Annotated in this window: 15 protein-coding genes; 5 read left to right on the top strand and 10 right to left on the bottom strand. The window is 67.3% G+C overall.

The window, feature by feature from the left end; all coding sequences use genetic code 11:
* Positions 1-196 precede the first annotated feature (196 nt).
* From EC845_RS17360 to EC845_RS17345, 4 genes are all read left to right on the top strand, one after another.
* Positions 197-865, top strand: a complete 669-nt coding sequence (locus EC845_RS17360; protein ID WP_123299386.1) for an RraA family protein — start codon at positions 197-199, stop codon at positions 863-865.
* A 23-nt stretch (positions 866-888) separates the two neighbouring features.
* Positions 889-1,881 carry a tripartite tricarboxylate transporter substrate binding protein gene (locus EC845_RS17355; RefSeq protein WP_158615719.1) on the top strand — a complete coding sequence of 331 codons (993 nt, stop codon included), beginning with the start codon at positions 889-891 and terminating at the stop codon, positions 1,879-1,881.
* Between the two features lie 94 nt (positions 1,882-1,975).
* Complete coding sequence (locus EC845_RS17350) at positions 1,976-2,683, top strand: GntR family transcriptional regulator (RefSeq protein WP_158615718.1); 708 nt, start codon at positions 1,976-1,978, stop codon at positions 2,681-2,683.
* A 378-nt stretch (positions 2,684-3,061) separates the two neighbouring features.
* A complete protein-coding gene (locus EC845_RS17345) occupies positions 3,062-5,569 on the top strand; it encodes an ExeM/NucH family extracellular endonuclease (RefSeq protein WP_233598142.1) in 2,508 nt (835 codons plus the stop codon).
* Positions 5,570-5,596: 27 nt separating this feature from the next.
* On the opposite strand, the gene EC845_RS17340 is transcribed toward EC845_RS17345, so the two are convergent.
* From EC845_RS17340 to EC845_RS17305, 8 genes are all read right to left on the bottom strand, one after another.
* Positions 5,597-6,955, bottom strand: coding sequence for an LLM class flavin-dependent oxidoreductase (locus EC845_RS17340; RefSeq protein ID WP_123299382.1), 1,359 nt, complete (start codon positions 6,953-6,955; stop codon positions 5,597-5,599).
* Between the two features lie 38 nt (positions 6,956-6,993).
* The gene (locus tag EC845_RS17335; RefSeq protein ID WP_123299381.1) at positions 6,994-8,793 is read right to left on the bottom strand and encodes an ABC transporter ATP-binding protein; all 1,800 of its coding nucleotides are present in this window, start codon (positions 8,791-8,793) and stop codon (positions 6,994-6,996) included.
* Positions 8,790-9,671: an ABC transporter permease gene (locus EC845_RS17330; protein WP_123299380.1), complete on the bottom strand. Its 882-nt coding sequence runs from the start codon at positions 9,669-9,671 to the stop codon at positions 8,790-8,792. The genes EC845_RS17335 and EC845_RS17330 overlap by 4 nt, the downstream gene beginning before the upstream one ends.
* Before the next feature lie 43 nt (positions 9,672-9,714).
* Positions 9,715-10,707 carry an ABC transporter permease gene (locus tag EC845_RS17325; RefSeq protein WP_123299379.1) on the bottom strand — a complete coding sequence of 331 codons (993 nt, stop codon included), beginning with the start codon at positions 10,705-10,707 and terminating at the stop codon, positions 9,715-9,717.
* 35 nt (positions 10,708-10,742) lie between these two features.
* On the bottom strand, positions 10,743-12,401 hold the full coding sequence (locus EC845_RS17320) for an ABC transporter substrate-binding protein (RefSeq protein WP_123299378.1): 1,659 nt from the start codon (positions 12,399-12,401) through the stop codon (positions 10,743-10,745).
* 12 nt (positions 12,402-12,413) lie between these two features.
* Positions 12,414-14,060 carry an ABC transporter substrate-binding protein gene (locus tag EC845_RS17315; RefSeq protein ID WP_233598141.1) on the bottom strand — a complete coding sequence of 549 codons (1,647 nt, stop codon included), beginning with the start codon at positions 14,058-14,060 and terminating at the stop codon, positions 12,414-12,416.
* Between the two features lie 65 nt (positions 14,061-14,125).
* The gene (locus EC845_RS17310) at positions 14,126-14,779 is read right to left on the bottom strand and encodes a GNAT family N-acetyltransferase (RefSeq protein ID WP_123299377.1); all 654 of its coding nucleotides are present in this window, start codon (positions 14,777-14,779) and stop codon (positions 14,126-14,128) included.
* 115 nt (positions 14,780-14,894) lie between these two features.
* Positions 14,895-15,950: an LLM class flavin-dependent oxidoreductase gene (locus tag EC845_RS17305; protein ID WP_123299376.1), complete on the bottom strand. Its 1,056-nt coding sequence runs from the start codon at positions 15,948-15,950 to the stop codon at positions 14,895-14,897.
* 366 nt (positions 15,951-16,316) lie between these two features.
* Here EC845_RS17305 and EC845_RS17300 point away from each other — a divergent pair, with 366 nt between their 5' ends.
* Positions 16,317-17,639 (top strand): NtaA/DmoA family FMN-dependent monooxygenase, encoded by a 1,323-nt coding sequence (locus tag EC845_RS17300; protein ID WP_123299375.1) that lies wholly within the window; start codon positions 16,317-16,319, stop codon positions 17,637-17,639.
* Positions 17,640-17,724: 85 nt separating this feature from the next.
* On the opposite strand, the gene EC845_RS17295 is transcribed toward EC845_RS17300, so the two are convergent.
* Together EC845_RS17295 and EC845_RS17290 are read right to left on the bottom strand one after the other, a co-directional pair.
* Positions 17,725-19,092: an acyl-CoA thioester hydrolase/BAAT C-terminal domain-containing protein gene (locus EC845_RS17295; protein ID WP_123299374.1), complete on the bottom strand. Its 1,368-nt coding sequence runs from the start codon at positions 19,090-19,092 to the stop codon at positions 17,725-17,727.
* A 2-nt stretch (positions 19,093-19,094) separates the two neighbouring features.
* Positions 19,095-20,666: an ABC transporter substrate-binding protein gene (locus EC845_RS17290; RefSeq protein WP_123299373.1), complete on the bottom strand. Its 1,572-nt coding sequence runs from the start codon at positions 20,664-20,666 to the stop codon at positions 19,095-19,097.
* Positions 20,667-20,732 lie beyond the last annotated feature (66 nt).

Genomic DNA, 20,732 nt, shown 5'->3' with positions numbered 1-20,732 from the left:
TTTTCGGTTTGCACGGATGACCGAGCGGGTCTGCTCGGACGGTGAGCCTTTAGGGGGGCGCCGCTGTCCTGGCTTGCGCAGGAGCTGCAAAGATGTTTTTTGCATATGCAAGCTCATAAAGCGAGCTGTCGAAAAAAACAATTTAGATGCAAAGTTGGCGACCTCAACGTGGCAATACGCTAAAGGATCGTTTCAAATGTCGAATATTGGAAACCGTGTAAATACAATTTATGAGCAAGTCGATGGCGATGTGATTGATGTGGCCCGGCAAACGCCGGTCGCCGTCATCGGGGATGTGTCGAATCGGCTGTACTGCTTTCCGGGCGGATTTCAGAACTATGCGAGGACGGCAAAAACGTTCGCCGGACCGGCGTTCACGGTGCGTGTTCGCCCTGGCGACAACCTGTTTCTGCACAAGGCTCTGGACATCGCGAAGCCGGGCGACGTGATCGTCTGCGACGCCGCCGGCGCGCTGGACAACGCGATCCTGGGTGAGTTGATGGGCCGCTATGCGGTGACCCGCGGCGTGGCCGCCATCGTGATCAACGGTGCTGTTCGCGACCTTGCAGGTCTGGCTTCGCTGCCGATCCCCGTCTATGCGCGTGGTGTCACGCCCAATGGCCCGTTCAAGAGCGGTCCCGGAGAGATCGGTTATCCGGTTGCGGTGGGGGGCGTCGCCATTTCGAGTGGCGACCTGGTGGTGGGCGACGAGGACGGCCTGATCGTCTTGCCGCGTACGGAGGCACCGGCCGTTCTGGCCCGGGCCCGCGACCATGTGGCTGTCGAGGCGCGCTGGGTGGAACAGATTGCGGCGGGCACGTGGCCACGGGGATGGGTGGATCAAGGCATCGCAGCCTTGGCTTGAGCACAAAAAGGAGGACCGGAAAAATGAAGTATTCGAATAAGAGAACAGCGCTCAAGACCTTGGCGCTGATGGCTTCGGCGCTGGTTCTGGGCAACGGCGCGGCGCTGGCCGAAGCGGCCTATCCGCAGCGCTCGATCGTCGTCATCGTGCCTCAGTCGCCGGGCTCTGTCGCCGACATCATGGCCCGTGCCGTGAGCGCATCGCTGTCGACGACTTTGGGGCAGACCGTGGTGGTCGACAACCGCGCAGGTGCCAGCGGCATCATCGGTGCACAGTCGGCCGCGCGGGCTGCACCGGATGGCTACACGCTGTTCATCGGCTCGGTCAGCACGCATGGATTGCTGTCGGGCACCGAGAAGAAGTTGCCGTACGACCCGGTCAAGGATTTCCGGGGTGTCTCGCAGATCAACGATTCGCCGCTGGCGCTCGTGGTTCATCCGGATTCGGGACTGAAGACGCTCAAGCAGGTGGTGGAGCGTGCCAGGCAGCAGCCGGGCGTGCTGTCGTACGCCTCTGCGGGCAATGGCAGCGGATCGCGGTTCACGGTCGAGCTTCTGCGCGTTCAGGAAGGGCTCGACATGCTGCATGTGCCGTACCGCAGCCCCGTGGAAGCGGTGAATGCGGTGGTTGCCGGCCAGGCGACGCTCGCCTCGCCCTCGCTGCCCAGCGTTCCAGAGCTCATCAAGGCCAATCGCCTGACGGCTTTGGCGGTGACGGGAAAAACACGTTCCCCGCTTCTGCCCGATGTGCCGACGACGACCGAGGCCGGTTATCCCGGTGTGCAGTTCACGAGCTGGACAGGTCTTTTTGCGCCTGCGGGGACACCGGATGCCGTGATCCAGAAACTCAACAAGACGGTGGAAATCGCGCTCAAGGATCCTGCCGTCATCGACTACATCGAGAAATCGGGTGCGACGCCGGTGCGCCAGTCGCCGGCTGCGTTCGACAAGTTCGTGAAGTCGGAAGTCGACAAGTGGGTCAAGGCTGCTCGGGATGCCGGTGTTTCGGCGCAATAAGCCCTCTTCGGCCGTCGCTACAATCGTCGGAAAATGGGTGTCTGCGTGGGCACCCAGCCAGGCCCACGATCCATCACCGCTCAGCTCCTGCAGTATGCCGAGATCCACTTCCGATGTTTATTCGATTCTGAGACGTCGCATCATCCTCGGCGAGTTCCTTCCGGGTACCCAGTTGAAAGAGGCGGCGCTGGCGCTCGAGCTCAACGTCAGCAGAACGCCGGTGCGGCACGCCTTCAAGAGCCTGCTCGACGATGGACTGGTTTCGGCCGAGCCCAACCGGGGCGTTTTTGTGGCGCCGTGGGCGGATCAGGACAACGACGAGGTGTTCGATCTGCGGATCATGGTGGAATCGCACGCCGCCGGTCTGGCCGCTGAGCGCAGGCAGCCCGAGCATCTGGCCAAGCTGCAGGGGCTCAACGCGGAGATGAGCCGCCTGATCGAAGATCGGCCGGACGGCTATCTGGACGGAATCCAGACCTGCAACCGCAACTTTCACTGGGCGATTCTCCAGGCCTCGGGTTCACCGAGGCTGATGAAGTTCGCGGAAAGTCTGCTGACGGTGCACCGGGTGATCGGCGCGTTTTATTACTACACCCCCGAGCAACTCCAGAGCAGCCTGCATGATCACGTCAGCATTACCGGCGCGATCGAACGGGGCAATGCGAAACTGGCCCGTGCCTTGGTCGAAGCGCATATCGGCGAGACCTGGCAACGGCTCAAGGAAAGCCGACTGAGCTTGCCCGCCAGCGAAGATGCGGCGGAGGCGAGCGGCGTGCTGTCGCATCTTGCAAAAGTCACCTGATTGGGGTGCTCAATCGCGCAGCGTGCGCTCCGGTTCCTGCCTGCTGACCCGGCCGGCGGCGCGCACCAAGCTGTAGAACAATACACCGCACGAAGGCCAAACGATGGCGAGGCTCATCAAAGCATAGCGCATTTTTATTTCCCCAATTGAATCAACGGCTTATCTGTTTTTATCCAGCCCTGATCGGTGCCGCGGAACGCATTGTGCTGAAGATGGCCTGGGCTTTCCAGGGGGCGGGGCCACATGAATTCTCATGGTGAATATAGAGACGCTCTATCGACTTTGATTTTCGTTAGGATTGACCGGCAGAGTGCAACTGCCACGTAAACGTCACCGACGGTTTGTAAAGTTTTCACTTTCTGACCACTGGAGTTGAGTGTGCGTTCTGTGCTTTCCGCGGCCTTGCTGCTGCCTTTGCTTTCGTCGCCCGCGTATGCGGATCTGTTCTTCAGCGAGTACGTCGAGGGCTCCAGCTTCAACAAGGCGATCGAGGTCTACAACCCGGGCCCGGGTGCGGTGGATCTGTCGAGCTACACGGTCGAGCAGTACAGCAACGGCGGCCGGACGACCAGTGCGGACATCGGCTTGTCGGGCACGCTGGCTGCGGGGCAGGTGTACGTGCTGGCGCACACGCAGGCGGCTGCAGCCGTGATCAAGCGCGCCAACCAGACGCATGCTTCGCTGGGCTTCAATGGCGACGATACGCTGTTGCTCAAGAAAGCCGGCACGGTGATCGACCGGTTCGGGCAAGTGGGTTTCCGTCCGGATCAAGCCTGGGTGTCGGGCGGTATCTCGACGCTCGATCGCACGCTGCGCCGCAAGTTGACGGTGGCCCAGGGCGACACGGCCTACGAAACGGCGTTCGACCCTGCGGTCGAGTGGGACGGTTTTGCAAAGGACGATTTCACGGGCCTGGGCGTGTACAGCGGCACGGTGCCGGACGAGCCCGAAACGCCGGCGGTGGTGGCACAGTGCGGAGCGACGGCGCTGCCGATCGCCGAGGTGCAGGGCAACACGGCGACCTCGCCGCAGGTGGGCAAACGAGTCGGCGTCGAGGCGATCGTCACCGGCAACTACCTGGGCACGAACGGTTTCGGCGGGTTTTTCTTGCAGACGGCCGACGGCGAACGCAAGAACCTGGCAAACACCTCGGAAGGACTGTTTGTGTACGCGCCCAACCTGGCCGCCGGTGCCGTGAAGGCCGGCGCACGGGTGCATGTGGTGGGCACGGTCGAAGAGGCGTTTGGCCAGACCCAGCTCAAGCTGGAAAGCAATCTTGCCGAATGTGCGCCCAACGGGCAGGCCACGGCGCAGGGGGTGACGCTGCCGCTGGCAGCCCATGCCGAGTTTGCGGATTACGAGGGCATGCTGGTGACGTTCCGCCAGCCGCTGGTGGTCAACGAGGTGTACGAGCTGGGCCGCTACGGCAGCGTGGTGCTGGGCAGCAGCCTGCTGCAGGTGCCGACCCACACGGCGGCACCGGGCGCCGCAGCGCAAGCGGTGATGGCGCAGAACGCGCGTTCGCGCATCATTCTGGACGACGGACTGAACAACCAGAACCCCGATCCGGTGGCGTATCCGCAAGGCGGGCTGAGCGCGGCCAATACGCTGCGCCGTGGCTACACCACGCAGAGCGCAACGGGTGTGATGGAAAAACGCTTCAGCGAATGGCGCATCCAGCCGATACCCGGCGCAGCGGTGCCGACCTTTGTGGCCGACGGCAATCCGCGCCCGCAAGCGCCGGTGCGCAGTGCCGGCAGCGACACGCGCGTGGCGGCGTTCAATGTGCTCAACTACTTCAACGGCGACGGCACGGGCAGCGACGAGGGCTTCAAGGACCCGAACAACCGCGGGGCCTCCGACCAGGCCGAGTTCGTGCGCCAGCATGACAAGATCGTGGCGGCCATCGACGGCATGGATGCGGACATCGTCGGACTGATGGAAATCGAGAACGACGGTTACGGCAGCCGGAGCGCGATCCGGACGCTGACGCAGGGCCTGAAGGGCGACTGGCAGTTCGTCGATCCGGGCGTCGACCGGCTGGGCACCGATGCCATTGCCGTGGCGCTGATCTACCGTGCGGACAAGGTCAAGCCCGTGGGCCAGGCCGCGACGCTGGAGATCGACGACAAGAACCGCCAGCCGCTGGCGCAGACGTTCGAACCCTTGGCCGGCGGCAAGCCGGTGACGGTGGTGGTGAATCACCTGAAATCGAAGGGTTGCTCGGGCGCGACCGGCATCGATGCCGACCAGGGCGACGGCCAGAGCTGCTGGGCCCCGACGCGCAGCCGCGCCGCCGGCCTGATCAACGACTGGCTGGCCACGGCCCCCACGCAGGTGGCCGACAGCGCGACGCTGATCATCGGCGACCTGAACGCGTATGCGATGGAGAACCCGATCCTGCGCTTCGAACAGGCCGGTTATGCCGACCTGCAGCGCAAGGCGCACGGTGCCGCGGCCTACACCTATGTGTTCGAGGGCGAATCGGGCTATCTGGACCACGCGCTGGGCAATGCGGCCGCACAGGCCCGCACGCGCGGCGTGCAGAGCTGGCACATCAATGCGGACGAGCCGATCGCGCTGGAGTACACGGTGGACTTCAAGTCCGAAGGCCAGAAGGCCAGCTTCTATGCGGCCGATGCCTACCGGTCGTCGGATCACGATCCGGTGATCGTCGACCTGGCCCTGGTGGATGCGCCGGTGGTGACGCCGCCCGTCGACGGTGGCACGGGGGGCAACGACGGCGGCAATGCCGGCGGCGATGAAGGCAGCGGTGGCGGCGGCGGCGCGTTGGCCTGGTTGCCGCTGGCGCTGCTGGGATGGCTGGCTGCGCGCGGTGTCTGGGGTGTCCGGGGTGCAAGCCTGGGCCGTCGCCGCGTCGGCTGACGGCGAGGCCCGGTCGGACGGTCGGGCTTAAGCGTCCGGCGATGCGGAGCGGGCGGTGGTGTAGCGGTTTTCCGGGTAGTCCAGGCCCAGATGCTCGCGCAGCGTGTCGCCTTCGTAGTCGCGGCGGTAGATGCCGCGCTGCTGCAGGATGGGCACGACCTGCTCGGCGAAGTCGTTGAAGCTGGTGGGCGTGCCGCCGCGCACGATGAAGCCGTCTGCGGCGCGGGTTTCGAACCAGTGCTGCAGGCCGTCGGCGACGTCTTCGGCGGTGCCGAGGAAGGTGGGGCGGGGCGTGGCCGCCTCGAGCGCGGCCTGGCGCAGGGTGTGGCCATGCTTGCGGGCATCGCGCTTGATGGCGTCGGTGGTGCTGCGGAAGCTGTTCTGGCCGAGCTCGCCGAGCTCTGGGAAGGGTTCGTCGAGCGGGTACTGCGAGAAATCGTGGTGCTCGAAATACCGGCCCAGATAATCCAAGGCATTGCGAATCGTGACCAGGCCCGCGGTTTCCTGGTATTTGCGTTCGGCGTCTTCGCGGGTGCTGCCGACGATGACGGTGATGCCCTGGAAGATGCGCAGCTCTTCGCCCGACCGGCCTTGCTCTGCGAGCTGGCGGTGCACGTCGGCGTAGAAGGCGCTGGCCAGCACGGCATCGTCCTGGTGGGTGTAGATGGCGTCGGCGTGGCTCACGGCAAGCTTCTTGCCGTCTTCGGATGCGCCGGCCTGGAACACGATGGGGCGGCCCTGAGGCGAGCGGCCGATGTTGAGCGGACCTTCGACGCGGTAGTACTGGCCCTGGTGGTTCAGGGTGTGCAGCTTGTCGGGGTCGAAGAACACGCCGGTCTGCTTGTCGCGCACGAAGGCGTCGTCTTCCCACGAATCCCACAGGCCCTTGGCGACGTCGAGGAATTCGGAGGCGATGCGGTAGCGTTCGGCATGCTCGGGGTGCTTGTCGCGCGAGAAATTGCGTGCCGAGCCTTCGAGCGGCGAGGTGACCACGTTCCAGCCGGCGCGGCCGTCGCTGAGGTGGTCCAGGCTGGAGAACTGCCGGGCGACGGTGAAGGGATCGCTGTACGAGGTCGACAGCGTGCCGACCAGGCCGATCTTGTCGGTGACCAGGGCCAGGGCGGAGAGCAGGGTCAGCGGCTCGAAGCGGTTGAGGAAGTGGGGGATGGACTTGGCGTTGATGTAGAGGCCGTCGGCCACGAACAGCAGGTCGAACTTGGCGGCTTCGGCCGTGCGCGCGAGGTCTTGCACGAACTTCACGTTGATGCTGGCGTCGGCGACCGCTTCGGGGTGGCGCCAGGCGGCCATGTTGCCGGAGGCGCCCTGGATGATGGCGCCCAGGCGCAACTGGCGGGGAGCGGGGGAGAGGGAAGTCGAGGAAGGCATGGTGCTGGACGACGCTGCGGTCGGAGGATGGAAGACGGTCAGGCCACGGCACGCAGCAGGGGCGCGGCAGTGGGTGAAGCTGTGGATGAGGCAAGCGGTTGGTGCGCGGCCGAGGCGAGGTCGGTGCGCGGGGGCAGCACGGGCAGGGCGTCGAGCAGCGCGCGGGTGTAGGCGTGGCGCGGCGCGGCGAACACGGATTCGACGGCGCCGGTTTCCACGACCTGGCCGTCCTTCATGACGATGACGCGATCGGCGATGTGGTGCACCACCCCCAGATCGTGCGAGATGAAGAGCAGCGCGGTGCCGTGTTCGGCTTGCAGATCGGAGAGCAGATCGAGCACCTGGGCCTGGATGGAGACGTCGAGCGCGCTGACGGGTTCGTCGGCGACCAGCAGCGCCGGGTTGGGCGCGAACGCACGCGCGATGGCCACGCGCTGGCGCTGGCCACCCGAGAGCTCGCGCGGGTAACGATTCAAGAAAGCAGGGCCCAAGCGCACTTCGTCGAGCAGTTGCAGCACCCGGCGGCGGCGCTCGTCGCCGTAGACCTGCACGGCGTCCAGGCTCTCGCCGATGATGCGGCCCACGGTGTAGCGCGGATCGAACGAGCTGTAGGGATCCTGCGCGATGAGCTGCATGCCGGAACGGCGCGCGCGGCGCTGGCGTTCGGGCAGTTCGCTCCAGGGCAGGCCGTTGACGTGCACCTGGCCGCCGTCGGGCTGGACCAGGCCCAGCACCATGCGGGCCACGGTGGTCTTGCCCGAGCCCGATTCGCCGACGATGCCGAGGGTTTCGCCGGCGGCGAGTGCAAAACTCACGCCGTCGACGGCCAGGCGGGCATCGGCCTTGTCGCCGTATTGCTTGCGCAGGCCCTGCACGGCCAGCACTTCGCGGCTGGGGTCGATGGCCTTGGGGCGCAGCGGGATGCGGACGGGGAGGGTGTGGGGCTGCAGACCGGACGGTGCGGCCCGATCGGCGGTGTCGGCAGGCTCCGTGGGCGTGGACAGCCGCCAGCCGCGCGATTCGCGGGTGGGAACGGCCTGCAGCAACTGCTGGGTGTACGGGTGGCGTGGCGCGCGCAGCACGTCGAGCGTGCGGCCTTCTTCGACCACCTGGCCGTCTTTCATGACCAGGACCCGGTCGGCCAACTGGCTGACGACGGCGAGGTCATGGCTGATGAGCAGCAGGCTGTTGCCCAGGGCACGGCGTTGCTGCAGCAGTTCGAGGATCTGCTTCTGCACCGTCATGTCGAGGGCGGTGGTGGGCTCGTCGGCGATGAGCAGCGAGGGTTCGCCGGCAATGGCGGTGGCGATCAGCGCGCGCTGGCGCAGGCCGCCCGAGAGCTGGTGGGGGTACTGGCGCAGCCGTCTTTCCGCATCGGCAATGCCGACCGAGCGCAGCAGTGCGGCGCTGCGTTCGGCGATGGCGCGCGGAGACAGCGTGGTCTGCACCCGCTGTACTTCGCCCAGCAGCGAGCCGATGCGGCACAGCGGATCGAGCGAGACGAGTGCATCCTGCAGGACAAAACCGATGCGGCGCCCGCGAATGGCGCGCCACTGGCGTTCGCTGTAGGCGCGGACATCTTCGCCGTCGATCTCGAAGCGGTCGGCATGGATGTGGGCGCGCTGGCCGTTGAGGCCGACCAGCGAACGGGCGGTGACGGATTTGCCCGAGCCGGATTCACCGACGAGTGCGACGGATTCGCCGGCCTGCACGGTGAGGTTCAGGCCCGAGACGACGGTGCGCTGTTCGGACCCGCTGCCGAAGCGGATGGACAGGTTCTCGATGCGCAGCACGGCAGGGGCTGCGGTGGGGGATGAGGTGGGGTGAGTGTGGCTCATGCGGCCTCCCGGCCTTCGAAACGGGTCTGCCAGTAGCGGCCCAGGACGCTGACGGAAATCACGGTGAGCGTGATGGCGACGCCGGGCCAGACGGCGATCCACCAGGCGTTGTAGAGGTAGTTGCGGCCTTCGGCCAGCATCAGGCCCCATTCGGCTGCGGGCGGCTGCGGGCCCATGCCCAGGAAGCTCAGGCCGGCGGTGCCGATGATGGCCGAGCCCAGGCCGATGGTGGCCAGGATGGGGACCTGGGCGACGGCGTGCGGCAGCACATGGCGCCACACCAGCACGTGCGATGCGAGGCCGAAGGTGCGGGCATGTTCGACATAGCCGGACTGCGCGACCACCAGGGTCTGGGCCCGCACCACGCGTGCGAACCGGGGCACCGAGGCCACGCCCAGCGCCAGGATCAGGTTGGTGGTGCCGGGGCCCGTGAACGAGATCAGCATGAGCGCCAGCAGCAGGTCTGGGAAGGAAGAGACGACGTCGAGCAGGCGGCTGATGAACTCGTCGAACGCGCCGCGCGCCAGGCCGGCCAGCAGGCCCAGCAGCGTGCCGGCCACTGCGGCCAGCAGCATCGCGGCGACGCTGATCAGCAGCGAGTAGCGGGCGCCATGGACGACGCGGGAGTAGATGTCGCGGCCGAGCTGGTCGGTTCCCAGCCAATGCTCGGTGCTGCTGGTGAGCTGGGCGGCGATGGGATCGGCGGCCAGCGGATCGTAGGCGGTGAGCCAGTGCGGCGCGACCGTGGCGATGGCGGCCACGACCAGGAAAGCCGCGGCCAGCACCAGGCCGGGATGGCGCAGCAGCCAGCGCACAAGTCGGTGGCTGCTCTGGCCCACGCGATGCGGTTCGGAGAACGTATGCGGGATGAAGGACATGGCGGCGTTCCCTGGATGATTCTTGAACGGGTTGCGGGCGCGGTCAGCGCGGCGTGCGGGCATCGCGCAGCCGGGGGTCGATCAGCAGGTAGAGCAGGTCGACCAGGGTGCTGAGCACGACATAGATGAAGGCGGAGAAGATGGCCACGGCCAGCACCACGGGCATGTCTTGCGCCAGCACGGCTTCGACGGTGATGCGGCCCAGGCCGGGGCGGCCGAAGACCTGTTCGGTGATCACCGCGCCGCCGAGCAGGCCGCCGAAGAGCCAGCCGGCCAGCGTGACGGCCGGCAGTGCGGCGTGGCGCAGGCCATGGCGCAGGCGCAGCGCGAATGCGCTCACGCCCCACGAGCGCACGGTGAGTGCGAAGGGCTCCTCGAGCGCACGTTCGAGGCCCTGGCGCAGCACCTGCCCGATCACCGCGCCCTGGGCCAGGCCCAGCGAGATGGCCGGCAGCACCAGGGAGGAAAAGCCCCGGTCGCCGGCCACCGGGAACAGCTTGAGCGTGAAGCTGAAGACGAACAGCAGCACGATGCCCAGCCAGAACGACGGTGTGGAGGCCAGCACCAGTTCGATGCCCGAGGCCACGCGTGCGCCCCAGGGCCGGCCGGCCGTGAGCACGGCCAGGCCGACGGCGAAGACCAGGCTCACCACCAGCGCCAGGCCGGTGAGCTTGAGCGTGGGCCAGAGCTGCGACAGGATCAGGCCCGAGACATCGGTGTTGAGGATGTACGAGCGGCCGAAATCGCCGTGCAGCACACGCCACAGATACAGCAGGTATTGCTGGTAGAGCGGCTGGTCCAGGCCCCATTCGAGCCGGATGGCGGCTTCGAGCGCGGGCGTGCTGGGCTGCTCGCCGATGAGCACGTCGACGATGTCGCCCGGCGCCAGCTGCACCGCCAGGAAGGACAGCGTGATGGCGGCCCACAGCACCAGCAGGCCGGTGGCGATGCGCACCGTGACGGGCGACCGCAGCACGGCCTGCACACTGTGCTGCCAGGGGCGGCGGGAGGGAATGGAAGCGGCGATCTGGCTCATGGCGTGTCGGGAGGTTCGCGTGCGGAAGGGAGCGCTCAGGGGCGCTTGATCCAGACGTCGTAGGCGTTTTCGGGCAACTGCGCGAGGGAGCGGAAACCGAGGCCCTGCACATGGCGGCCGGCGGCGATCTGGTCCTCGGGGATGTAGAGCGGCACGGCCAGGGCCTGATCGGCGACGGCGAACTTCTGCAGCGCACCGTACTGGCGGCGGCGCTCGGCGTTGTCGAGCGAGCGGGCGCCGGCTGCCAGCCAGCCGCGCAGCTCGGGGGCGGCGGTGCGGCTGTAGTTGATGGCGCCGCCCTGGTCCACGGGCAGATAGTGGTAGCCGATGTTCAGGCCGTCGGTGTCGGTGCGCGAGTTGGGAATGGAGCCGAACTCGCCCGTCTTGCGCACGGTGGCGTAGGTGCCGATGTCCACGTAGCGCAGCTTGAAGTCGACACCGAGGCGCTGGCGGGCCTGGGCCTGCAGGGCCAGCAGCAGCACGTCGCGCTGGTCGCGCACCGTGGCCTGCGATTGCACGATGTCGATGCTCAGGCGCTCGCCGTCCTGGGTGCGGTAGCCCTGGGCGTCGCGCTGGCTCCAGCCGGCGTCGTCGAGCAACTGGTTGGCGAGCTGCGGCTTGTTGCCATAGGCGCGCTCGAGCTCGGCGGTGTAGTAGGGGTCGACCGGCGAGGCGATGCCCCAGGCCCGCGTGCGCTCGCCCCGGTAGACCGAGGCGATGACGGCGTCGACATCCAGCCCTTCGAGCAGCGCGCGGCGCACACGCACGTCGCGCGTGGGGCCGTAGGTGACGTTGAGGTAGAGCGAGTAGGGCGTGCCGGCGTTGTAGCCCTTGAGGTATTGGTAATCGGGCTGGCCCTTGAAGAGCCGTGCGTCGTTGCCCGAGATGCCTTCGATGACATCGACCTGGCCGGACAGCAGGGCGCCGGTGCGCACGGCGGATTCGGGCAGGAAACGGTAAGTCACGCGATCGAGCCAGGCCGGGCCCTGGTGAGCGGCGGTGGCGGGTGCCCAGTTGTAGTCGGGATTGCGCACGAACTCGACGTTCTGGCCCTTCTGGTAGCGCTTGAGGATGAAGGGGCCGGTGCCGGCGAGCTCGGGGCCGCCCGACTTCAGGCTGGGTGCATCGTAGGCGGCGGGCGACAGCAGTTCGAGCGCCGCAGCGAAAGGCAGGAAGGGCGTGTAGGCCTCGGTCAACTGGATGCGCACGGTCCGCGCATCGACGGCCTCGACCGACTGGATGCGTGCGCCGAATTCGCAGGCGGTGGAGCTCGAGCAGTAGGTGGCGTGCCGGATCTGCTCGAAGTTGGTGGCCACGGCCGCTGCGTCGAAAGCCCGGCCGTCGGTGAACTTGACGTTGTCGCGCAGCGTGAAGGTGTAGCGCTTGCCGTCGGGGCTGATCTCGTAGGCGGTGGCGAGCCAGGGCACATAGGCGCCATCGGCCTGGCGGGCGAACAGCGACTCGTAGCTGGCGCGCAGGATGAGCTTGGCCTTGGCTTGGCCGTTGAGCTGGGGGTTGAGCGTGTTGGGTTCGCTCTCGACACCCCAGGTGAGGTCACCCCCCTTGACCGGGGTGCCCGCTGCGCCTGCCGCATGGGCGGCCAGGGGCAGCGCGGCAAGGCCCGTGAGGCCCGCCGCGAGCAGGGTGGTGGCGGCCCGCCGGCGGGCGCTGGATTTCAGGACGGATCGTGTCATGGCTGTGTTTTTTTACTTCTTGATCCAGATGTCGTAGGGGTTCTCGGGCAACTGGTGGAAGACGCGGAAACGCACGCCCTGCACGTGGCGGGCCGCGGCGATCTGGTCTTCGGGTTCGTACAGCGGCACGGCCAGTGCCAGCTCCTTGATCGCGTAGTGCTGCAGTTCGCCATAGAGGCGTTTGCGCTCGGCGGTCACCGAGGTGGCTGCTGCGGCCTTGAGCCAGACGCTGAGCTTGGGATCGGCCGAGCGGCTGTAGTTGATCGAGCCTCCCTGGTCGATGGGCAGGTAGTGGTATTCGATGTCGATGCCGTCGGGCGGTGTGTTCGAGTTGGCGATGGAGCCGAAGCGGCCGGTCTTGCGCAGCTCGGTGTAGGTGCCGGCATCCACGTAGTTGAGCTTGAAGTCGATGCCCAGCTTCTGCCGTGCCTGGGCCTGCACGGCCTGCAGCAGCACGTCGCGCTGGTCGCGCACGGTGGCCTGGGCCTGGATCAGTTCGATGGTCAGGCGCTGGCCGTCCTTGGTGCGGTAGCCCTGCGCGTCGCGCTGGGTCCAGCCGGCTTCGTCGAGCAACTGGTTGGCCAACTGGGGGTTGTTGCCGTAGGTGTTCTCGATGCGCTTGTCGTAGAAAGGATCGATGGGCGAGGTGATGCCCCAGGTGCGGGTGCGTTCGCCTCGATAGATGGACTGCAGGATGGGCGAGACATCGAGGCCTTCGAGCAGCGCGCGGCGCACGCGCACATCCTGGGTCGGACCGTAGTCGACGTTGAGGAACAGGGAGTAGGGCGTGCCGGTGTTGAGGGCGCGGTGGTAGCTGTACTCGGGGCTGTCCTTGAACAGGCGGGCGTCGTTGCCCGAGATGCCTTCGATCAGGTCGACCTGACCGGACAGCAGCGCGCCGGTGCGGACCGAGGATTCGGGCAGGAAACGGTAGGTGACGCGCTCGAGGTAGGCCGGGCCCTGGTGGCCCGCGTTCGAAGGGGCCCAGTTGTAGGCGGCGTTACGCGCGAATTCGAGTTGCTGGCCCTTCTGGTAGTTCTGCAGCACGAAGGGGCCCGTGCCGGCGATGCCGACACCGCCGGACTTGATGTTGGGTTTGTCGAACGAGGCCGGCGAAAGCAACGCGAAGCTGCCGGCAAAGGCCAGGAACGGTGCATAGGCCTGCTTGAGCGTGAGCTGAACGGTGTAGGCGTCGAGTGCCTTGACGTCGGCCAGGCGTGCGCCGTGTGCGGCCAGCGAGCCCGAGCTGGAGGTGTAGGCCGGATCCTGAATCGCCTTGAAGTTGCGCACGACGGCTGCGGCGTCGAGTGCGGAGCCGTCCGAGAACTTCACGTCCTGGCGCAGGGTGAATGCCAGCGTCTTGCCGTCGGCCGACAGGGTGTAGCCCGTGGCCAGCCAGGGCAGGAAGCCGCCGTCGGGCGTGCGGGCCAGCAGGCTTTCGTACGCGTTGCGCAGCAGCAGCACGACCTTGTCCTGGCCGTTGAAATGCGGGTTGAGCGTGGCCGGTTCGGTCTCCACGCCCCAGGTCAGGCTGCCGCCGGAAACCGGTTGCGCCTGGGCCATGGCGGGGGCCGCGGCAGCGAGGCTGAAACCGACGGCCAGCAAGGCCAGGGCCATGCGCAGGGGCCGGGTCGAAGGGGGGGTGGTGAGCAGGTTCATGGGTGTGTGCAAGACAGCGTGTCGAACGGGTGGATGGAGATGAAAAACGCGGACCAGGCCGTGAATCAGGCCGCTAAGGAAGCGGTTTTGGACGGATGCAGGGGACGTGCATCGGCCTGTGCCGGGTCGGCGGATGTGGATGTGGATGTGGATGTGGAGGCAGGGGCCGGCGGCCGGTGCGGCAGCAACGTCGGGTACAGGTCGGGCAGCAGCGCCTTGCGCAGCCACACCAGTTCGGTGCCGAGCGCATTGGTCGAGTTGCCGAAGGGCTCGTAGCCACGCGAGAGGTAGAGCTGCGTGAGCCAGGGGTGCTTGATGGCCGTGGCCAGGTGCACGGCCGGTGCCTTGACCGTGTCGCGCAGGAAGTTCAGTTCGGCGTGGTCGAGCAGTCGTCTGCCCAGCCCTTGCTGTTTGTGGGCAGGCGATACGGCGAACCAGTGGATGAAAGGATAGGGGGCACGCGGGGCTTCGTCCGGAACCCACGGAAAACGGATCGACACCGTGCCCAACAGGTCGGCTTGCCGATCGGGGCCGTTGCCGCCGGCCTGTTCGATCACGAAGGTGGTGTGCTGCCGGATACGCTGGCGAACGAGATCGACCCCGGCACGCGTGACGGTGAACAGCACGCCGGGCGGCAACTCGGAATAGGCGGCGTGCAGCAGCTTGAGCAGGCGGGGCGCATCGGCTTCGGTGGCGATGCGCAGGGCGGTTTGGGTCATGAGGGCTCTCTGTAAAGCGTCGATCGGCCGGACACGGCGTGGGTACGGACCGGCCGCCCTGGGGTTCGGCGGCCATGCCTGCATTGCGCCCCGTTGGAAGGCTCGGCAGCCGGGATCAGGCCGCGACGGCCACCGGAGCCGCGACACGCGCGGCAGCGAGTTGTTCGATCGAGGCCAGGCGAGCGGCACCTTCGCTGATGGGGGTGTCGATCACGAACTCCTCGATGCCGAACTGCGCGTGCAGTGCATCGAGCGCCCGGACCACATCGGCGCCGGTGCCGTGCAGCACTTGCACCTCGCGTTGTTCGATGTGGTGTGCGCCGCCGCCCGATTGCCGGACGAAATCCTCGGCCTGACGCAAGGTGCCGACATTGACGGCCTGGCCGTCCCCGACCCGCACACGGTAGCGCTGCTGGGATTGGGCCTGTCGTGCGGCCTCTTCGGCGTCCTCGGCGACGATGGCCGAGACGGCCAGCAACGCCGGGCTGCCGGTGAGCTGGCGATAGTGGCCCAGCACCTTCTGGATTTCGGCGGGCGCGCCGTTGATGTGTGCGGCGTAGACGAAACGCCAGCCCTGCTGTGCGGCCAGTTCGGCGCTGGCGACGCTGGCGCCCAGCAGAAAGGTCTGCGGCGCCTCGGGCGGGCGGGGCTGGGCGCGCAACTGGGTTTCGGCTGGGGCATCGGCGTCGCAGAGCTGGCCGTCGTCGGCCGGCGCAATGGCCGGTGCCTGCTGCGCCGCGAGGTGTTCCGAGAGTTCGGCCAGCAGGTCCTCGAAGGGCCGCTTGTGGGCCGCATCGCCCGGGCCTTGCAGCGCACGGGTGGACAGCGGCAGGCCGCCGGGGGCCTTGCCCACGCCCAGGTCGATGCGCCCCGGGGCGATGGCCGACAGCAGGTTGAAGTTCTCGGCCACCTTGTAGGGGCTGTAATGCTGCAGCATCACGCCGCCCGAACCGACGCGGATGCGCGAGGTGTGGGCCAGGATGTGGGCGATCAGCACCTCGGGCGACGAGCAGGCCAGCTGGCTGTTGTTGTGGTGCTCGGCCACCCAGTAGCGGTGGTAGCCCCAGCCCTCGGCCTTGCGGGCCAGATCGATGCTGCGGGCCAGGGCCTGGGCGGCGGTGTCGCCGGTGCCCAGAGGGGATTTGTCGAGCAGGCTGAGCGTGTAGGCCATGTTGTTGTGTCTTTCCGGGCGGGCGGCAAGGCCAATGCGAATGCGGGCCCCATGCGCCGTTTTTCCATTTGAATGTGGGCGGATTCTGTGGCGCGGCGATGGGTGTGCACAACGAAGAAAGGCGTATGTACAAATGCGGGATGTGATGCCTGATCGGCGTGTTTCGATCACAAACCTTCTTATGCGGATCGGTGGCTAGCTCATGCGCCTTTGTTCGTGTTCATCGGCGCGCCGGGCCGGTAGCATGCGGGCCGTTTTGCGTGCGAATCATCTGCCGATCCATCCAGTCGGGCAGGCGCGCACAGACGGGCGCGGCCGGCCCGCCAGGGCACGGTGCGAGCGCCTCCACGACAACAAGGAAACACTGTGACCTCTGCATCCCGTCCCCGCCGGCTCAAGACTCTGGTCGGCGCCGCCAACTTCGTGTTTGCCGAATCCGACACGCGCCCGCTGCCCGGCCCGCGCCGTGCGGTCGAGCTCGCGCGCAAGGCCGAACAGCACCGCATCACGGGCCTCTTCACGGCCGACCTGCTGCAATCCGATCCGCATGGCCTGGCGGGTACCACGGGCACACAGGAGCCGATCGTGGCGCTGGCTGCGCTCAGCCAGGTGACCGAGCGCATCGGGCTGGTGGCGACGGTGTCGACCACCTATTTCGAGCCCTACAACCTGGCACGCCTGATCGGCACGCTCGATCACGTGAGCGGTGGTCGCGCGGCATGGAATGCGGTCACGTCTTCGGTGGGCGAAGAGAACTTCGGGGGCGGCCTGCCGGATCCGGCGGAGCGTTATGCCCGCGCGGACGAGTTCGTCGCGGCTTTCCACGCGCTGTTCGATGCCAACGACAGCCGGGCCGTGCGGCGCTCGCCGAGCGGCTCCATCGGCATCGATCCGGCACATCTGCATCGCATCGATTTCAAGGGCCGCCATGTGCAGGTTCAGGGACCGCTGAACGTGCCGCCGCCGCCGCAGCGCCGCCCGGTACAGTTCCAGGCGGGCCAGTCCGAAGAGGGCATCACGCTGGGTGCACGCCATGCCGAGGTGGTCTACACCTCGCAGCCCACGCTCGAATCGGCGCAGGCCTTTGTGGCCGAGCTGCACCGGCGTGCACGGTCTTTTGGCCGCGAAGGGCGGCTGCCGCGCATCATGAATTCCTTCCACTCGGTGATCGGCGAAACCGATGCCGATGTGGCGCGGCGCGTGCGCGAACGCAATGAACGCATCGACTACGATCTGGGTCGCCTGCAACTCGCCGACATGCTGGGCGGCGGCATCGATCTGTCGGATCTGCCGCTCGACCGCGCGCTGCCGCAGAGCCTGCTGCCCGATGTGGACGGTGTGAATCGCCGCCGTGGCCGTGTCGAGATCTTCCGCCGTTATGCGTTGCAGGGGCTCACGCTGCGCGAGCTCATCATCCAGGCCCGCGAGACCGGTCACTGGTTCAACACCGGCACGCCCGAACAACTGGCCGATGCCATCGAGACCCGGTGGCGCGCGGGCGTGCTGGATGTGATCTCGCTGCATGGTCTGGGCCAGCCCGACCAGGAAACGCTGCTGCTCGATGGCCTGCTGCCCGAGCTGCGCCGGCGCGGCCTGATCGACGAGGACTATGTGGGCGAGACGTTCCGCGAAAACCTCGAGCTGCCCGAACCGGTGGCGCTGCCGGCGCTGTCCGCGCTGGCGGCCTGAAGGCGCACCGGCAACCGTTCGGCAACCGGTCGATCGGGCCGGTTGCCGAGCGGCTTGGCCGGCGGCCGACCAGAGAACGACGGGACTAGGCCGGCGAGCCCGGCTCTTGCGAAGCGGCGCCGACGTGCGCGTCGACCGCAGCCGCCAGGAATCGCCGCGCGGCTGCCCACGAATGCGCATCGGCGTGGGCATTGTTGGCCGGTGTGCCGCCCGTCGTGCTGCTGCGGCCCGATACCGGGTGCAGATAGACCAGTTGCGTGGTCGGCACGTAGGGGAACAGGATGCTGTGGCCGGCATCCGCATAGTCATGCCGCTGCACATCGTGCGGGTGCTTCACCTCGGCCAGTTTGTCGGCGACCATCTGCGTGTACAGGCTCGAGGGCCATGAGCCGTCGTCCGTGGCCGACAGCAGCAGCACCGGCGCCTGGATCTTCTCGACCGGAATGCGGGCGCGAGCCACGGCTTCGGGATCCTGCAGTGCGGTGCGGATGGCGCGTTCGTTGCGGCGCGGCAGCGGGCCGGTGTCGTAGGGCTCCCAGGTCGCCGTGCGATTGTTCTGCCAGACGTGGACCAGCGGCTGGCCCCGGTAGAGCCAGGCCGGCCCGTTGCGGCCCACGGCCGGGTCGGCAGCGGCCTGTCCGCCATGGACGAGTGCACCGGGCACATAGGCCAGAACGGCAGACACGTCCTGCGGGAACAGGGTGGCCAGCAACAGCACCAGTTCGCCGCCGCGCGACTGCCCGCTGATGGCCACGAAGCCATGCAAGGGCCGCTGGGTCCGGCGAACCCAGTCCAGTCCGGTCTTGAAGTACTCCAGCGGGGTGTTGGAGATGTAGTCCGGGAGGCCCGGGGCCTTGAAGTACCCCAGGGCCAGGGCGGCGTAGCCATGCGAGGCATACAGCGCCGCGCGCGGCTCGTTGATGCCGCCGCCCGAGCCGTTGAGCACGACGACCGCAGGATGCGGGCCGGGGCCGGCCGGCAGGAAGAGGGTGCCGACCAGGCCGTCCTCGCGCACCTCTTGCCGCTGCACGCCGGGCGCGCACAGGCTCTGCGTGAGCACGGCCTGCAAGGGCTCGGCCGCGCCTTCTCGCAGCGCCTCGATGCGGGTGGCCAATGGCCGGGTCACGTCGCGGCCGAACAGTTCGCGGCTGCCTTCGGTATCGGGTGTCTGCGACCACAGCAGGCCCATGGCCGAGACGCCCTCGTAACTGCCGCCCGGCAGCGGCGTGTCGCGGCCGAGGTCGACGGTGCCTTGCGCATCGGCCTCGAACACGGCGTGGCTGCGCCAGGTCACGTCCGCGCCGCGCACGGTGCTGCTGCGCACCGTCACGCGTTCGTGCGGGAGCAGGCCCTGCAGGCGGATCCGGCGCTCGACGTCGATCAGCCCGTCGGCCGGCTCGACACGCAGCGTGGCGCCGGACGGGGTCGTACCGGGTACGGTTGTGCCGGCCATGCTCACTTGCCCTCGCGCGTGACCATCTGCGCGGCCATGCGGTCGCTGATGTAGGGCGCGACCTTCAGGCCCTTCTTGGACGCCCAGATGTTCTTGTAATGAAACAGCGGGATCACGGCCACATCGTCGGAGATCAACTGGGCCGAGTGGCGCAGGATGGCCTCGCGGCGTTCGCTGTTGAATTCCACGGTCGCGGCTTCCAGGGCCTTGTCCACGCCCTCGTTGCTGTAGCGGCCCCAGTTGGAGTTGCCCAGGCCTTTCTTGGCATCGGCGGTGGCGAACACGTTCACCAGGCCGTAGCCGGCTTCGCCGGTGCCGTTGCCCCAGGCCAGAACGCTGACTGCAAACTCGTTCTTATTGGCGCGGCTGGAATAGATCGACCACGGCACCACCTCGAGATTGACCTTGACGCCGATGCGGGTCCAGAACTGCGCGACGGCCTGCAGCGCTTCGGGCGCCTGCGGGTAACGGTCGCCGGGGACGTGCACTGTCAGGCGGAAGCCCTCGGGGTAGCCGGCTTCGGCCAGCAGGGCCTTGGCGCGTGCGGCATCGTAGGCGATGTCCTTGACGGTGGGGTTGTAGCCGAAACTGCCCTTGGGCATGTTCTGGTTGGCTTCGGTGACCGTGCCTTGCAGGATGCGGTCGACGATGGCCTTGCGGTTGATGGCGATGGACAGGGCCTGCCGCACCCGCACGTCGGCCAGCGGGTTGTTGGCCAGGGGCTTGCCGGCGTTGTCGGTGATGAACTCGTTGGGACCGGGGCGGAAGCTGGGCTGGATCAGCAGTGCGCGCAGGCCGGGGTAGGCATGGATGGCGATCTGGGGCGACTTGCGCAGTTTCTCGACATCGGCGGGCGCGACCTTGTCGATCACGTCCACGTCGCCCGACAGCAATGCGGCCGTGCGGGCCGAGGCATTGTTGATGTAGCGGTAGTCCACGCGGGCCCAGTCGGCCTTGGGACCCCAGTAGCCGGGGTTGCGCTCGAGGATGGAGCGGTCGCCCGGGGTGTACGAGACCAGCTTGTAGGGGCCCGTGCCCACCACGGCGCGGCCGGCGTTGTAGTCTTCGGTGGTGGCTTTTTCGCCGACATGGCGGCTCACCAGATAGACCGCGCCGATGCTCAGCAGCAGGTTGGGATCGGGAATGGTGGTCTTGATGACGAGGGTGTGGTCGTCCTTGGCTTCGGCCGAGGCGACGGTGCGCAGCGAGCTGGCGTACGAGGCCACGCTGCCGGGCACCTTGCGGGCGCGCTGGAAAGAGAACACGATGTCGTCGGCGGTGAAGGGCTGGCCGTCCTGCCACTTCACGTTCTTGCGCAGCTTGAACTCCCAGGTCTTGTCGTCCAGGGTCTTCCAGCTTTCGGCCAGGCTGGGCAGCACCTGTCCGTCGCGGCGGTCGATGATCGAGTCCCAGATCTGCAGCGCCAGCGAGCGGTCGCCGGCATGGTTGTTGAGCTGCGGATCGGCGGATGAAACCGGGTCGGCAAAGCCGATCGAAAGATTCTGCGCGGTGGCCGTGAGGGCGGCCGTGGCCAGCAGGGCGGCGGTGAGCAGGGGAAGCAGTCTGGGGGTCATGGATGAGCCTCGAACAAGGGATGGTTGAACGGTCGATGCAGTGAATGCGTCGGGTCGGGAAAGGCG

Source organism: Comamonas sp. BIGb0124 (genome assembly GCF_003752175.1).
In the GTDB taxonomy this organism is placed as follows: domain Bacteria; phylum Pseudomonadota; class Gammaproteobacteria; order Burkholderiales; family Burkholderiaceae_C; genus Comamonas_F.
Note: the sequence above shows the minus strand (reverse complement) of the source record. Positions and strands in the feature narration are given on the sequence as shown.